Source organism: Gordonia sp. GN26, from assembly GCF_054823965.1.
This window is the reverse complement of sequence record NZ_JSYC01000013.1, coordinates 24,103-39,698: the sequence shown is the minus strand read 5'-3', so window position 1 is coordinate 39,698 and position 15,596 is coordinate 24,103. Positions and strand designations below refer to the sequence as shown.

Below are 15,596 nucleotides of genomic sequence, written 5' to 3'. Positions count from 1 at the left end.
GTCGGCCTCAACACCACTTGGGCGACCTTTGTCGTCCGGCGCGCGCATTCCCTGACTCTGGAGTACTGTTCGATTAACAGTTGCACTGTTGAACAGTAGGAGAGAGGCGCAGATGGTGGGTTGGGCGAGCAGTGAGCTGCTCAGGAATCTCGAGACGGGCATCCATGTGGGGAGCTGGCGCGACCCGGAAGAGGCCCGCACGCTGGCGGTGAGATCGCCGGTGACGGGCGAGGAGATCGTGGCCGTCGCCGACGCGGGTGAAGCGGATGCTCTGGCTGCGCTCGACGTGGCGACCGCCGCGCTGGACGACTGGTCGGCGACGAGTCCGGCCCGACGCGCGGACATCTTGATGGCCGCCCACGCGCGAATTCTCGAGGTCGCCGACGAACTCGCGGTCATCATCTGTGCCGAAACGGGGAAGGTCCTGGCGGAGGCCAAGGGTGAAGTCGCCTACGGCGCACAGTATCTCCGGTGGTATGCGGAGGAGGCTGTACGCCTGGGCGGCCGGATCACGACGGCGCCGGACGGAAACTCCGACATCGTCGTCGAGTCCCGGCCGGTCGGCCCCTGCCTGCTGATCACGCCGTGGAACTTCCCGTTCGCCATGGTCGCCCGGAAGGTCGCGCCCGCGCTGGCGGCCGGGAACACCGTGATCATCAAGCCTTCCGAGCTCACCCCGCTGGCGGCTTATGCCCTGGTGCAGGTGCTCCTGGAGGTCGGCGTCCCGGCGGGCGTCGTCTCGCTGCTCACCACCAGCAGGCCGGCCGAGATCAGCGGTCCGCTGCTCGCCGACGCGCGTCTCCGGAAGGTCTCCTTCACGGGTTCGACAGGTGTCGGCCGTCATCTGCACGAACTGGCCTCGGCACATTTCGCCAAGACCTCACTGGAACTCGGCGGAGACGCACCGTTTGTGGTCTTCGACGACGCCGACGTCGACCGGGCGGTCGAGGGGATCATGCTCGCCAAGTTCCGCAACTCCGGACAGGCGTGTGTCGCGGCCAACCGGATCTACCTGCAGCGGGGCATCGCCGACGCCGTCCTCACGAAGCTCACCGAGAAGGTCGGTGCGCTGACGGTGGCCGACGGCTTCGACGAGGGTGCCGATGTGGGCGCGGTCATCGACGCGCGCGCGCAGGCCAAGTGCGCCCAGATCGTCGAGACCGCCGTTGCCGCGGGCGGAACGGTGTTGGCCCGCAGCGCGGTTCCCGACACCGGCTGCTTCGTACCCGCGACGCTGGTTGCCGGTGTGCCTCTCGATTCACCACTGCGTGACCAGGAGATCTTCGGTCCGGTGGCGATCGTCAGCGTCTTCGACGACGAGAAGGAGGCGGTGGCCGCGGCCAACGACACCTCCTATGGGCTGGCCTCCTACGTCTTCACCGCCGACCTGGATCGGGCGAACCGCGTGGCGCGGTCGATCGACGCGGGCATGGTCGGCATCAACACCGGCCTGATCTCCAACGTCGCAGCGCCTTTCGGCGGGGTCAAGGCCTCCGGTCTCGGCCGTGAAGGAGCCGCCGAGGGCATCGAGGAGTACCTGATCCTGCGTTACGTGAACGTGGTTCGCAGCCGATGATCGACGACACCCTGAGCTTCTTCGACCAGGTCCTCGTCGAGACCGCGATCGCCGCACCGCAGGTGCCGGTCGACCGCGCGCTCGTCGAGCGATTGCTGTCCGAGAACTATGGACTGCGCGGCGAACTGGAACCGGTCGCCACCGAGAAGGACGACACCTTCCGGTTGCGCGCCGACCGCGATTACCTCGTGAAGTGTTCGCCCGCCACCGAGGACCCACAGCTCGTGGAGCTGCAGACCGCGGCCATGGTCCACCTCGAGACCACGTGTCCCGATCTCCCTGCGCAACGGGTGATCACCACCCTCGACGGTGCCCGCGAGGTGGTCATCGAAGGGACCCGGCCGTATCCGCGGATTCTGCGAGTACTCAGCTATGTGCCCGGAAATCTGCTCAAGGATGGTGCCCACACCGCCGAGCACTGGTCGCTCGCAGGCTCCATGCTGGGTCGGTTGACCGTCGCCATGGCGGGATTCGCCCATCCGCGTGACGACCGCAAGCTGTTGTGGGACATGGGCAACTTCCACAAGGTGCCCGAGTTGTTGACCTTCGTCGACGACGATTCGTCCCGCGCGCTGGCGGATGGTGTCTACGGGGACTACCTCGATGTCGTCGTGCCTCGATTGGCGGGCCTCGAACGGCAGGTCATCCACGGTGACTTCAGTCCGTACAACGTGGTCGTCGACCCGGGGAACCCCGGATTCGTCACGGGTGTCATCGATTTCGGTGACGTCGTGCGCACCAGCGTCGTCTTCGACGTCGCAGTGGGCATGGCCAATCTGATCGGTGTCGACGAGGCCGACCCGTGGGGGAACGCGCTGACGTTCCTCGAGGGTTACCTCCGCACGCGGCCGCTGAGCGAGGCCGATGTCGAGATCCTGCGCGAGATCGCACTCGGCCGGCTTCTCCTCCGAGCGCTGGTCGTGTGCTGGCGCGCTCAGGGCGATCCCGAGCGTCACGCCTACCTCGTCACCCACGCCGCCCGCGACTGGACGTCGCTGCGGCGCGCATACGAGGACGACGCCGAAGGCGTGCGCAGCCGCCTCCGCGTCGCCGCCACGAAACCGCAACCGTCCCAGACCGAAGCACCTGAAGGAGCACACCAGCGATGAGCAGGCCTGTCATGGTCAACGCCTACGACCCCGCCGACGCCGAGCGCGTCGAGCCCCGGACACGGCAACTGATCGAACGCCGAGAAGGCGTCCTCGGGCCGGGATACCGGCTGTTCTACCGCGAGCCGCTCGCGGTGGTGCGCGGCGAGGGTTCTCACCTCTTCGACGCCGACGGCAACGACTACCTCGACGTCTACAACAATGTGCCGAGCGTGGGTCACAGCCACCCGCATGTCGTGGCTGCCGTCCACGAGCAGATGCAGCGACTGAACACCAACACGCGATACGTTCAGGAATCCCTCGTCGCCTACGCCGAACGGCTCGTCGCGACCTTTCCGGACGAGCTCGACCGTGTCACGTTCGCCTGCACCGGGTCGGAGGCGAACGACCTCGCGCTGCGGGTTGCCCGGTACTACACCGGGAATCACGGCGTGATCGTCACCGAGGGGGCCTACCACGGGCTGACCTCGGAGGTGGCGGCGTTCTCGCCGTCGCTGGGCACCGGCTCCCCGCTGGGATCCCACGTCCGGACCATCAAGGCGCCCGATGTGCGGAAGGCCGATGGCTCGCTCGACGACTACATGCGGGACGAGATCCGTTCCGCCATCGCCGATCTACAACGCCACGGCTACGGCCTCGCGGCATTCTTCGCCGACGGCATCTTCTCCAGTGATGGCGTCTTCTCCGACCCGGCCGGTTTCCTCAAGCCGATCCTGGACGAGGTCCACCGCGCGGGTGGACTGTACGTCGCCGACGAGGTGCAGCCCGGTTTCGGCCGCCTCGGCGAATCGTGGTGGGGATTCCAGCGTCACGGCATCGTGCCCGACATCGTTACCATCGGCAAGCCGATGGGCAACGGAATCCCGGTGTCGGCTGCCATCTTCCGGGCCGAGGTGACCGAGGAGTTCGGCCGCAACGTGCGCTACTTCAACACATTCGGCGGGAGTTCGGTGCCGATCGCGGCCGCGAACGCGGTGCTCGACGTGATCGAGTCCGAGGGCCTGCAGGACCGCGCACGAACGGTCGGTGCGGCGCTGCGCGCCGGGATCGAAGACATCCTGAAGCCCTTCGATTCCGTCACCGACGTGCGTGGCATCGGCTACTTCCTCGGCGTGGAGATCTCCGACGCCGACGGTGGTCCGGACCCCGCGAAGGCAGCCGATCTCGTCAACGAACTGCGGCAACGACGCGTGCTGATCTCGGCGAGCGGGCCTGACGGCAACGTGCTGAAGATCCGTCCGCCACTGGCCTTCTCGTCCGCCGATGCCGATCGGTTCCTGACCGAACTGGCCGCGGCGAGCGGTGCTCTGAACAGCTGAGAGGCTCGGCTCGGCCGGCGGCGATCCCGCCGGCCGAGTAGGTCCGAGTAGTCACTGGGCGACCCGGGCCGCCTCACTTACCCGCGGAACTCTCCCGGGCCCGGCGTTTGCGGATGGCTTCACGGACCTCGTCGCGAGTGAGGAGCACGGTGTCGCCGACGACCTCGGCGGCGCGTTCCGGATTCCGGGATTCGAGGGCCTTCACGATCGCCTCGTGTTCGGCGCGCAGTTTGTCGTGGTCCTCGTACTCGCGCTCCTCGATCGAGAGCAGGAACGCGAAGAAGCGGATCTGGCGGAGCAGCTGTTCGAAGACGGAGGCGAGAAAAGCGTTGTCCAGCAGTGCAACCACCGACTGGTGGACCTTGAGGTCCTTCTCGACGATGAGGTCGGGATCGTGCTTGGAGAGAACGGCGGCGAACTCGTCGAACGCCTTCCGCACCCCGGCGAGGTCCACGTCGTCGGCGACCTGACGGGCGCCGAGGGTCTCGAGGTGGAACCGCGCGGCGAAGAGGTCCAGGATCTCCTCGTCGGTCGGATCCCAGACCTGCATCCCGCGGCGGGGATGGGGCCGGAGGAGTCCGGTGGCCTCGAGCAGGCGCACCGCTTCGCGCATCGTGTTGCGGGAGATCCCGAGGTCGCGGGACAGGGTGCTCTCGTTGATGCGGTCGCCGGGAAGCAATGCGCCCTTGAGGATCATGTCCTGGAGTCCGTCGGCGACCTGCTGGGGCGTCGTGGTGCGTTGTAGCGTCACGAAGTCTGAGAGATCCATGCCGCTAAGATAACCGAATTGTTCAACAGTGGGGCGGTAGAACGCGAGCCCCGGGGAGGCGAGTCGGGCTCGACCACGGGAGGTGGCGGCAAAACTCGTAACACGGCTGAAACATGAAAAGTACGCGAGAGAAAACATTCACTGCTTCACTGTTCAACAGAAAGACAGTTCAGCAATGGGGTTGTCCGGCATGACGGAGTGTGAGGATCGAATGGGATACATCAGGATCGAGGGGGTCGAGAAGTCCTTCGGCGCGACGCGGGCTCTGGCCGGTGTCGATCTCTCCCTCGCGCAGGGGGAGGTGCACGGGCTCCTCGGTGAGAACGGTGCAGGGAAGTCCACCCTCATGAAGGTGCTTGCCGGTGTCGTCACGCCGGACGCGGGCAGCGTCAGCATCGACGGCGCAACACTGGAACTCGGCCGTCCGCAGGCCTCGCGCGCCGCCGGCCTCGGCATCGCGTACCAGGAGCTGAGCTCGCCGGGAAACGTCGACGTCGCGACCAAGCTGTGCTGGCCGAAGCTCCCGCGGGGCTGGTCGGGGCTCGTCAGCCACACGAAGATACGTGAACGGGCCGGCGAGATCCTCGCCCGATTCCGCCTCGAATCCGTCGATCCGGCACTGCTGATCGCCGACGCCGACCTCGCCACCCGGCAGCGCGTCGAGATCGTCGCCGCGATGGCCCGAGACCCCAAACTTCTGGTGCTCGACGAGCCGACGGGCGCTCTGCCCGACACGGATTGGCTCTTCGACGCGGTGCGACGCCTGGCCGCCGACGGGACCGCCGTCATCTACATCAGCCACAAGCTCCCGGAGATCGAGGAGATCTGCGACCGGGGGACCGTCCTGCGCAGCGGACGCACCGTCGGCACCTTCGAACGCGGGTCGGTCAACGAGACCGAACTCGTGGAGATGATGATCGGCCGATCCTTCGAGCAGAGCTTCCCGCCCCGACACGCCGGGGCGGAGTCGGCCGAGAACGTCGTGACGGTGACACAGCTTGCCGCAGGCGACCGTCTGCGCCAAGCGGATCTGACGGTGCGCCGCGGCGAGATCGTCGGGCTCGCCGGACTCGAGGGGCAGGGGCAGAAGGACCTGGTCTATGCGCTGCACGGACAGGTCCGCACTCTCGGCGGGTCGATCGACGTCGACCGTGGCGACGCCGCGGTCTCCACCTCACTCGTCCCCGAGGAGCGCAAGACCGAGGCGCTGTTCGCCGAGATGACCTCCGAGTTCAACCTGACAGTTGCGAGCATGGGCGCGTTCTCGGCAGGCCCGGTCATCAACCGGTCGCGCGAGCAGTCGGTCGCACTCGAGGCCGCGCAGCGGGTGAACCTCCCCGAACCGATGCTCGCCAAGCAGATCTCGACGCTCTCGGGTGGCAACCAGCAGAAGGTCATCTTCGGCCGGGCGGTCGCGCGTGATCCCGCCTGCCTGCTGCTGTTCGATCCCACGCGCGGTGTCGACGCGGCGACCAAGTTCGAGATCTACGAGATGACAAGAGAATTCGCCAATCGCGGACGCGGCGTGCTCGTGTACTCGACCGAGATCCCCGAGCTCGTCGGCCTGTGTGACCGCGTCTACGTCGTCGCCGGTGGACGCATCGTCAGCGAGCTGGTGGGTGAGGAGATCAGCGAGACCGCGGTCATGAGTGCAGCGCTGGCCTGGAAGGACCCGGTGTCGAAGGACTCGGGGTCGGGAGCAGAGAAGGAATCGGCATGAACACCGATGTGCTGAAGCAATTGTGGGGCCGCTGGTCGGTGACCCTGCCCGCCGTGGGGATCTTCGCCGTGGTCTACGGCGTCCTGCTCATGGTGTCGCCGCAGGAGGGCACCAGTTATTCGTTCGGGAACTTCATGGCGCTGGTGGCGCCGTTGGCGCTCGCCGCCGCCGGCACCACCGTCGTGTTGCTCACCGGCGGTTTCGATCTGTCGGTGGCGGGCGTGATCTCGTTGACCAACGTCGTCTGTGCAACGCAGATGTCGGGGGCCTCGTCGCCGTGGCTGATCGTCGCATTCGTCCTGGGCATCGGCATGGTGTCCGGCGCGATCAACGGGCTGCTCGTCGTGTTCTTCGGTTTGCAGTCACTCGCGGTCAGCCTCGGTGTCCACATCGTGCTCACCGGTCTCGCGCTGGTCGTCCTGCCCGCGCCGGGCGGCACCATCCCCACCGAATTCACGATGTTCGTCCAGAAGAGCGTGGGCGGCGCCATCCCGATGTCGCTTATCATCCTCCTCGTGGTCGCGATCGGGTGGCTGGTCTTCCGCAACACTCGAACCGGAATCGCCGTCGTCGCCCTCGGCGGCGATCGTGAGGCCACGCGACTGTCGGGTGTGCCGGTGCGCGCGGCCGAGTTCAGCGCCTGGGTCCTGGCCGGTCTCCTGTACGGCCTCGCCGGTGCGATGCTCGCGGGTACGACTGCGACCGGAAACCCCGCGGCGGGAACGCCGTTCCAGCTGACCGCGTTCGCCGCCATGGCGCTGGGCCTGGTCAGTTTCAAGGGCGGCCGCGGCAGCGTCATCGCCGCGATGTTCGGAGCCGCGACCCTCATGGCCATCCCGAAGGTGCTCTTCGGCCTCGGTGTCGAGGACTTCTGGGTCGGCGCGTGCCAGGGAATCGTCATCATCCTGGCTCTCGCGATCCCGCTGACGGCCCGCTTCCTGACCACGCGCCGACGACCGCTATCGGTCGGACCAGAGGCATCCCAGACCGGGACGACCGTCGAATCAGATCCGGTGACCGAGGACGCGGCCGAGCCCGCCCTCACCGGCACCGGCACCCGAAAGGAGGTGCGGAGCTGATGGTCGCAACGATCGCGAACGCGGGTTCGCCCGTCAAGGAGCGTCTGCGCAGCCAGACCGCCATCGTGTGGGTGCTGCTGCTCGCGGCGATCCCGTTGTCCCGCCTGGCCAGTGAGAACTTCCCGTCCTGGTCGCTGGTCGACGGCACGCTCGTCCTGAGCCTGTTCCTCGTCCTGGTCGCCTTCGGCCAGGGTCTGGTGATCCTCACCGGTGGCATCGACCTCTCGCTCGCCACCATCGTCACCCTGGGGGCCTATCTCACCGGAAGGCTTGCCTCCGACGGGATGCCGCTCCCGTTGGCGATCCTGCTCACCCTGCTGGGCTGTGCCGTGGTCGGCGTGGTCAACGGCCTGCTGGTCGGCAAGGCGGGATTCCCCGCCTTCATCGTGACCCTCGCGACGGGCTCGATCGTCGCAGCGCTGTTGCTCGGAGTGAGTCGCGGTGCTCCCGCGCAGCAGTCCCCGTCCCAGCTGTCGTCGTGGTTCGGCAACTCGTCGATCCTCGGCATCAGCACGCCCATCTGGATGCTCCTGGTCGTCTGCCTGCTCGGCTGGGCGATCCAGCACCGTTCGGTGCTCGGCCGCCGGGCCTTCGCGGTCGGCGGAAGTCCCACCGCCGCAAAGCTGTCGGGCATCCCGGTGATCAGCACCTACGTGATGACCTACGCGGTGGCGGCCATCGCATACGGTCTCGCCGGTATCGCGCTGCTCGGTTACTCCTCGGGCGCCGACCTGAGTATCGGCAACAACTGGCTGCTGCCGAGCATCACGGCGGTCGTCGTCGGCGGATCGTCGATCCGCGGCGGCGCGGGGGCGTTCATCGGCACCGTCGGCGGCGCGATCCTGATCACGTTGCTGGGCACCGACATCAGCGCCGCGGGACTCGCCGAGGGATGGAAGCAGGTGCTCTACGGCCTGATCATCATCGCCGCTCTGCTCGGAAACCGGGTCTTCCAATCCGGTCGGCGCTGAGAGGTTTTCGACTGGGCGGCCCTTCGTGGCTCGTCGCTATCGCTCCTCACACCTCAGGGAGCGGCGGCTGCGTCTCTCCTCGCACCTCACGGAGCGAGAACAAACGAATGACACATCGAGAGAAAGAAGAACGATGAAGTTGCACATGCGGAAGGTGGCAGCTGCCGCCGTGGCTGCGCTGACGTGCTTCGGCGTCGCTGCCTGTGGCGGCGGCGACGACGGTGGCAAGGAGAAGGTCTTCCTGAACCTCTCCTACAGCGGAAACAACTGGCAGGACGAGGCGGCCAACCTGGCGATGGCCGTCGCGACCTCGCCGGAGTACGCCGAGAAGTACACGGTCCAGAAGCAGATCTCGGGGACCGACGTCCAGAAGCAGATCTCCGACATCCAGTCGATGATCTCCTCGGGCGCCAAGCTCATCGTGTCCTACCCGCTGTCGCCCACTGCGCTGGATCCGGTTGTCGCACAGGGCTGCGCCCAGGGTGTGACCTTCGTCTTCTACGACTCCACGGTCAACGCCCCGTGCGCCTACAACGTCGCGTTCATTACCGGCCCCCGCGTCGATGACAAGACCAAGCCGTTCTTCGGTGCCCAGACCGCCGAGGCGCTCGTCGACCTGCTCGACGGCAAGGGCAAGATCTTCATGAACCGCGGCGTCGCCGGCACCGCCACCGATACCGTGCACTACGAGACCGCCAAGGCCGTGTTCGACCGGTACCCGGGCATCCAGGTCATCTCCGAATACCACGGCGACTGGAACTCCTCGGTCAGCCAGCAGCAGACGGCCAAGGCGCTCGCCGCGCATCCCGACGTCGACGGTGTGTGGTCGCAGGACGGCGAGGCAGGCGTGGTGAAGGCACTGCAGGCCGCAGGCAAGCGTGTCCCGGTCACCGGTGAGTCGAGCAACTACTTCGTGAAGGAACTCGGCGCGGGCTGGCCCGGCGTCGCCTCCGGTTCGGCACCCGCACAGGGCGCCGTGGCCATGAAGGTCGGCCTCCACATCCTCGAGAACGGCGCCGAGGGCGTGCCGAACAACATCGAGATGCCGATGCCGTGGACCACCACCGAGACCGCGAAGGAATGCCCGGGCACCACCTTCGAGGACGGCTGCAACTACTTCAAGGGCGTCGACGACAGCTTCGTCACCATCATCTTCAACCAGGACCTGTTGCCGGAGGCCACGATCGACGCCGCTCGGACCGGTGACCCGTTCCCGACCGTGCAGCCGCTGCCGGACATGAACGAGTTCGCCCAGCCGGAGAGCCGTCGCATCTACACCCGCGGCGCCTGCGACGAGGGCTGGACCCCCGGACCGGTCGAGGTCGGCCAGACCCCCAAGGGTCTGAACGGCTGCGTCCAGAAGTAGGACCTGCACGCCGGGTGGCGGGGGTTCCGACCCCCCCTGGGGCCTCCGTCCCCGGCGTGCTCGACGGCCCACGCGGCCGGGGTGTGGGCCGTCGATGGCCCCCTGTCGACGGCCCACACCCGAACAAACGAGAAACTCCACAACCCCCTGTACGACACCCAGATAGGAACCCGTGATGACACTGTCGATCGATCTCAATGCCGACGCCGGGGAGAGCTTCGGTCGGTGGAAGCTCGGGAACGACGAGGAGCTGTTCGCTGTCGTCTCGACGGTCAACATCGCCTGCGGCTATCATGCCGGCGACCCGGTCAACATGCGCAAGGCCGTGGTGGGCGCGCGCGACGCCGACTGCGCGATCGGCGCACATCCCGGTTACCCGGACCTGCTGGGTTTCGGTCGTCGGGCGATCCCGGCGAAGCTGACCGACACCGTCGACTACGTGCTGTACCAGGTGGGTGCGCTCGCGGCGATCGCCGCGGACGAGGGGGTGACGCTGTCCCACGTGAAGCCACACGGTTCGCTGATGGGCACGACCGTGCGTGACGCGGAGCTCGCCGTCGCCATGGCTCGCGCGATCCAGAGTGTGCAGACCGGGATTCCGCTGGTCATGTCGCCGGGTCCCGCCATGGACGCAGTGGTGCGGGCCGGCCTTCCGGTGACCCCGGAGAACGCCGCCGACCTGGACTTCGACGACAACGGTTTCAATGTCATCGAACCCGTTCCGGCGGAGAAGGATCCGGAAGCGGTCGCGGCACGCGCGCTCCAGATGGCGCACGGGTCCGTCGACACCGTCAGCGGCGCGACGATCGCCATGCCGGTGACGTCGATCTGCATCCACGGTGATCGCCCGAACGCCGTCGCAGTCGCCGCTGCGGTTCGTCGTCGACTCGAGGCCGAAGGCGTCGCGGTGCGCCCGGTCGAGCGTCGGGCTGGGCGGTCGGCATGACCAGCCCGACCCTGACACCCCAGTACTTCGCCCTCCCCGGCGGCGCACGACTCAGCTTCGGCGGCGACGAGTTCGTCTTCGTCGAGCTCTCCGAGGCCATGGATCTCGGCGTGGCGCTGCAGGTTCAGTCGATCGTGGCCGCGATCGTGTCGCTCGATATCGACGGTGTCGTAGACATCGTCCCGGCGCACGTCAGCTACATGATCCGCGTGCGGCCCGAGGACCTCGACCCGCGGGACCTCATCCCGACCCTCATCGCCGCGCATCAGAAGGTGGCGGTCGCCGGTGGTGGCCGGTCCGCGCCGCCGATCGCGACCTCGATCGTCGAGATCCCGGTCTTCTACGACGATCCCTGGACCAACGAGGTGACCGCACGCTTTCGTGACCGGCACCCGTCGCCGGAGGAGACCGATGTCGAATTCACCGCGCGGGTCAACGGTTTCGACTCCGCCGACGAACTGATCGCGGCGCACTCGGCGAATCCGTTCATCGCGACCTTCAACAACTTCATCCCCGGCAACGCCGAGTGCGTGCAGTTGGTACCGCAGGAGATGCAGATCCAGGTTCCCAAATACCTGAGTCCGCGGACCCAGACGCCGGCGCGCGCGGTCGGGCACGGCGGAAACCAGATGAACATCTACCCGGTCGAGTCCCCGGGCGGGTTCCAGCTTCTCGGACGGTCGGCACTGCCGGTCGTCGACCTGTCTATGACGCGTCCCGGATTCACCGAGTCGCCGGTGCTGTTGCCGGCACCGACGCTGGTCAAGTTCACGCCGGTCGACGAGTCGGGATACGACGAGGTCGTCACCGCGTTCGAAGCGGGCACCTACGAGATCAACCGTGCCGCCATCGAATTCGACCTCCAGGCGTTCACCGCCGACCCGCTCGGTTACACCCGTTCCCTGGTAGGAGAACTGCGATGATCACGATCATCAAGCCCGGACTGCAGACCACCGTCCAGGACCTGGGTCGTCCCGGCAAGCTCACGCTGGCGATGCCGCCGGCCGGGGCATTGGACCAGTTCGCGCACCGCGTCGCAAACGCCCTGGTGGGTAACGGTCCGGACGCGGCGACACTCGAGGCCGCGCTGATGGGACCCACTCTCGTCTCCGACACCGGTTGCATCGTGGCGGTCACCGGAGCGGACGTCGACCTGATCATCGACGGCGTGGTGCACCCGTCGTGGACTGCGGTATGGCTTCCGGCCGGTTCCGAACTCAAGCTCGGCGCCCTTCGAAGCGGTGCCCGTGCCTACATCGCGTTCGCCGGGGGCATCGATGTGCCGGTCGTGATGGGCAGCCGATCCACCTACATGCTCTCGGGCATCGGCGGTTTCGAGGGACGTGCCCTGCGCGCGAAGGACGTCCTGCCCATCGGGCGGCGTACGCGCGCCGTCGAGGAGGGGCGAAGGCTCCCGGTCCGTCACCGGCCGACTCCCTCGTCGTCGATCGAAGCGCGTATCGTCCTGGGGCTGGCTGCCTATCGATTCACCCCGGAATCGTTGCAGGCCTTCACCGAACGCGAGTACCAGTTGTCGCCGGAGTCGAACCGGACGGGTTACCGATTCGTCGGCGAGCCCCTCGAGTTCGTCGAACGGGAGGCGCCGTTCGGGGCCGGGGACAACCCGAGCAACGTCGTCTCGCTGGGTTATCCGCTCGGCTCGATCCAGGTGCCGAACGGATCGGAACCCATCTGTCTTCTGCGCGATGCCGTGACCGGTGGTGGATTCGTCACCCTTGGGACGGTGATCTCGGCCGACCTCGACCTCCTCGCGCAGGCCAAGGCTCCCGACCGGGTGAAGTTCACCGCCGTCGACATCGATACGGCCCTCAAGCTCCGCCACGAACGCACCGAACACATCCACAACGCCGTCGCCGCCATCGCGTGACGCTGCCCCCGACCGAAGGAGTACGCACATGACCGAGATGTTGAGCCCCACCCCCGGATTGTTCTGGCACCGGCCCGATCCCGACAGCGAACCGTTCTGCAAGCCCGGCGACACCGTCGAGGTCGGACAGCAGATCGGCGTCGTCGAGGTGATGAAGATGTTCGCGCCCATCGAGGCCGAGGTCGCCGGGGTGTTCACCGGATACGCGGTGGACAACGGGGCGCAGGTCGACGCCGGGCAGGTCATCGCCACCTTCGAGGGTTCCTGATGTCTGCGGTGACCGGCGCACCGTCGCGGCGGGTTCTCATCGCCAACCGCGGTGAGATCGCCGTCCGCATCATCCGCGCCTGCCACGACCTGGGCTGGACCGCCATCGCGGTCCACTCCGACGTGGATGCCGACAGCCTGCACGTCCGCCTGGCCGACGAGGCCGTCGAGATCGGGCCGGCGGCCGCGTCCGACAGCTATCTGCGGGTCGAGGCGATTCTCGAGGCGGCGGCGCAGACGGGTGCCGAGGCAATCCACCCGGGCTACGGATTCCTCTCGGAGAACGCCGAGTTCGCGCAGGCCGTGATCGACGCCGGACTCCGGTGGGTGGGTCCGTCACCGCAGGTCATCTCGATGATGGGTGACAAGGAGACGGCTCGACGCACGGCCCGGGCGGCCGGTGTCCCGGTCGTCCCGGGCAGCGACCTGCTCGCCGATGCCGATGCCGCGCTCCGCGCGGCGGACGAGGTCGGGTATCCGGTCCTCGTCAAGGCGCGAGCCGGGGGTGGCGGCAAGGGAATCCGCGCTGCGGCCGGTCCCGACGAACTCGTCGAACAGTTCGCCGAGGCCCGGCGCGAGGTGATGGGTGCCTTCGGCGACGATGGCCTCTACCTCGAGCGTTCACTGCCGCGGGTGCGCCACGTCGAGGTGCAGGTCCTCGGTGACTCGCACGGCAACGTGGTGCATCTCTTCGAGCGTGAGTGCTCGCTACAGCGTCGTCGGCAGAAGGTCGTCGAGGAGGCTCCCGCTCCGACACTCGATCGCGAGGTCGCCGCGGCGATGCACGCGTCGGCCGTCGCGCTGGCCGCCGAGGTCGGTTACACCTCGGCGGGCACCGTCGAGTTCCTGGTGGACCCGGCAGGTGAGTACTACTTCATCGAGATGAACACCCGCATCCAGGTGGAACACGGTGTGACCGAGGAACTCACGGGTGTCGACCTGGTGGCCGAGCAGTTGCGGATCGCCTTCGGCGATCCGATCGGCGTCAAGCAGGACGAGATCGTCGCCCGCGGCGCGGTCATCGAGCTCCGTCTCAACGCCGAGAACCCGAGGTTCCACTTCTTCGGGTCACCGGGAACCGTTGCGGGGTGCACCTTCCCGGCCGGACCGGGTGTGCGCGTCGACACCGGGGTGGTGTCCGGGTCGGTGATCCAGCCGCACTACGACTCGATGGTCGCCAAGATCGTGGTCGCCGGCGCCGACCGGGAGCAGGCGATCGCCCGCGCAGCCCGGGCCGTCGGCGAGACCCACTGGGACGGACCGATCACCACGCTCGGTTTCCTCGACGCGGTGCTGGCGACCGACTGGTACCGAAGCGCGGACTTCCACACCGGCACGATCGACGAGACCCTGCCGGAGCTGCTCGGGTCTTTGTAGGCCGCAGCGCGACCGCCTCGACGGCTCCCAGTGGTGACACTCAGGACTTTTCCCCGTCCTCCGACGGGTGACGGCCCGGCGCCCCGTGGCGGGGCTACCCTCGCCGCGCCCTGATCGGCGGCGCCCATCGCGTCCGGCTCAGCCGAGCACGGTGTCGACGAGCAGGTCGAGTGCGCGATGCGCACGCTCGGGAGCATCCGGGTTCGACGACTGCGCCAGCCACAGCGCGGCCTCGTTCATCGCGCCCGACAGTTGGGCGGTGAGGGGATCGAGAAGATCGGGGTCGGTGCCGACCGACGCGAGGGCCTCCCGCAGGTGGACGGCGGAGTTCTCGGCGTCCATCTGCCGCCACTTGTCCCACCCGAACACTGCCGGCCCGTCGACGAGGAGTACTCGGACCGATGGCTCGGCGGTGATCGCGTCCAGGAAGCCGTGGCATCCGGCCCGCAGCTGTGTCCGCGGGTCGTCGCCTGCGGCTTCGGCGGCTTCGACGACGGAGGCGGCGACCGCGGCTTGGAGGTCCGCCGCGACGGCCCCGAAAAGTCCTGCCTTGCTGCGGTAGTGGTGATACACCGCGCCGCGGGTGACGCCGGCGGATTCGGCGACGTCGTCGAGCGAGACGCCGCCGAATCCGCGGGTGCCGAACAACTCGGTCGCGATCTCGCGGATGTGGCGGGAAGTGGCCGCGGCGGTAGCCGCAGAGGCACGGGGCATGTGGGGCTTCCTTTACGTACGGAGCGTATGTATATTTACAGGCGTTACATACTCATCGTACGTAAAGGGCAGAACATGAACGCCACCAGTTTCTATCCCGTCCTCATGTCCGGCGACGTCGTATCCGCGGCCGACTTCTACCGCACCCACATCGGGTTCCAGACCACCTTCGAGGCCGACTGGTACATCAGCCTGCGGCTCGGTGCCTTCGAACTGGCCCTCGTCGACGCCGCTCATCCGACGATTCCGGAGGGATTCCGGGCGACGCCCCGCGGCGTCATCGTGAATCTCGAGGTCGACGACGTCGACGCGGTCCACGCCCGCATGGTCGATGCCGGGGTCGAACCGGTTCGTGCGCTGCGCAACGAGGGCTTCGGTCAGCGCCACTTCATCGTCGAGGCGCCCGATGGGGTGTTGTTGGACGTCATCACACCCATCGTGCCGAGTGCCGACTATGCGGACGCCTACGTCGGCTGACCGTGGCGGTCCGAGGCC

The 15,596-nt window shown here is 67.5% G+C and carries 15 protein-coding genes; 13 read left to right on the top strand and 2 right to left on the bottom strand.

Annotation, left to right across the window (positions count from 1 at the left end; translation table 11 throughout):
• The first annotated feature begins 88 nt into the window (after nt 1-88).
• Genes OK17_RS04735 through OK17_RS04725 form a run of 3 tightly spaced genes read left to right on the top strand, consistent with a single transcriptional unit; the run spans nt 89 to nt 4,004 of the window.
• Complete coding sequence (locus OK17_RS04735; RefSeq protein ID WP_461416817.1) at nt 89-1,576, top strand: NAD-dependent succinate-semialdehyde dehydrogenase; 1,488 nt, start codon at nt 89-91, stop codon at nt 1,574-1,576.
• Nucleotides 1,573-2,685: a phosphotransferase gene (locus OK17_RS04730; RefSeq protein WP_461416816.1), complete on the top strand. Its 1,113-nt coding sequence runs from the start codon at nt 1,573-1,575 to the stop codon at nt 2,683-2,685. The genes OK17_RS04735 and OK17_RS04730 overlap by 4 nt, the downstream gene beginning before the upstream one ends.
• Nucleotides 2,682-4,004, top strand: a complete 1,323-nt coding sequence (locus OK17_RS04725; RefSeq protein ID WP_232715787.1) for an aspartate aminotransferase family protein — start codon at nt 2,682-2,684, stop codon at nt 4,002-4,004. Before OK17_RS04730 ends, OK17_RS04725 begins: the two co-directional genes overlap by 4 nt.
• A 73-nt stretch (nt 4,005-4,077) precedes the next feature.
• Here the strand turns inward: OK17_RS04725 and OK17_RS04720 are convergent, their stop codons facing one another.
• Entirely contained in the window at nt 4,078-4,773 is a 696-nt protein-coding gene (locus OK17_RS04720) for a GntR family transcriptional regulator (RefSeq protein ID WP_232715788.1), read from the bottom strand.
• A gap of 211 nt (nt 4,774-4,984) precedes the next feature.
• Between OK17_RS04720 and OK17_RS04715 the strand changes: the two genes are divergently transcribed.
• The 9 genes from OK17_RS04715 (at nt 4,985) to OK17_RS04675 (ending at nt 14,387) form a co-directional block, all read left to right on the top strand.
• Complete coding sequence (locus OK17_RS04715) at nt 4,985-6,493, top strand: sugar ABC transporter ATP-binding protein (protein ID WP_461416815.1); 1,509 nt, start codon at nt 4,985-4,987, stop codon at nt 6,491-6,493.
• On the top strand, nt 6,490-7,572 hold the full coding sequence (locus tag OK17_RS04710; protein ID WP_232715789.1) for an ABC transporter permease: 1,083 nt from the start codon (nt 6,490-6,492) through the stop codon (nt 7,570-7,572). The genes OK17_RS04715 and OK17_RS04710 overlap by 4 nt, the downstream gene beginning before the upstream one ends.
• Entirely contained in the window at nt 7,572-8,543 is a 972-nt protein-coding gene (locus OK17_RS04705) for an ABC transporter permease (protein ID WP_461416814.1), read from the top strand. Before OK17_RS04710 ends, OK17_RS04705 begins: the two co-directional genes overlap by 1 nt.
• A 133-nt stretch (nt 8,544-8,676) precedes the next feature.
• Nucleotides 8,677-9,909 (top strand): sugar ABC transporter substrate-binding protein, encoded by a 1,233-nt coding sequence (locus tag OK17_RS04700; protein ID WP_461416813.1) that lies wholly within the window; start codon nt 8,677-8,679, stop codon nt 9,907-9,909.
• Nucleotides 9,910-10,084: 175 nt separating this feature from the next.
• Nucleotides 10,085-10,855: a 5-oxoprolinase subunit PxpA gene (locus OK17_RS04695; protein ID WP_461416812.1), complete on the top strand. Its 771-nt coding sequence runs from the start codon at nt 10,085-10,087 to the stop codon at nt 10,853-10,855.
• Nucleotides 10,852-11,778 (top strand): 5-oxoprolinase subunit B family protein, encoded by a 927-nt coding sequence (locus OK17_RS04690; protein ID WP_232715793.1) that lies wholly within the window; start codon nt 10,852-10,854, stop codon nt 11,776-11,778. Before OK17_RS04695 ends, OK17_RS04690 begins: the two co-directional genes overlap by 4 nt.
• Complete coding sequence (locus OK17_RS04685; protein ID WP_232715794.1) at nt 11,775-12,743, top strand: 5-oxoprolinase subunit C family protein; 969 nt, start codon at nt 11,775-11,777, stop codon at nt 12,741-12,743. The genes OK17_RS04690 and OK17_RS04685 overlap by 4 nt, the downstream gene beginning before the upstream one ends.
• Before the next feature lie 28 nt (nt 12,744-12,771).
• A complete protein-coding gene (locus OK17_RS04680) occupies nt 12,772-13,011 on the top strand; it encodes an acetyl-CoA carboxylase (protein ID WP_232715795.1) in 240 nt (79 codons plus the stop codon).
• Nucleotides 13,011-14,387 carry an acetyl-CoA carboxylase biotin carboxylase subunit gene (locus tag OK17_RS04675; RefSeq protein WP_232715796.1) on the top strand — a complete coding sequence of 459 codons (1,377 nt, stop codon included), beginning with the start codon at nt 13,011-13,013 and terminating at the stop codon, nt 14,385-14,387. Before OK17_RS04680 ends, OK17_RS04675 begins: the two co-directional genes overlap by 1 nt.
• Before the next feature lie 138 nt (nt 14,388-14,525).
• Here OK17_RS04675 and OK17_RS04670 read toward each other — a convergent pair whose 3' ends face one another.
• On the bottom strand, nt 14,526-15,101 hold the full coding sequence (locus OK17_RS04670) for a TetR/AcrR family transcriptional regulator (protein WP_461416811.1): 576 nt from the start codon (nt 15,099-15,101) through the stop codon (nt 14,526-14,528).
• A gap of 75 nt (nt 15,102-15,176) precedes the next feature.
• On the opposite strand from OK17_RS04670, the gene OK17_RS04665 reads away from it, so the two are divergent.
• A complete protein-coding gene (locus OK17_RS04665; protein WP_232715798.1) occupies nt 15,177-15,578 on the top strand; it encodes a VOC family protein in 402 nt (133 codons plus the stop codon).
• Nucleotides 15,579-15,596 lie beyond the last annotated feature (18 nt).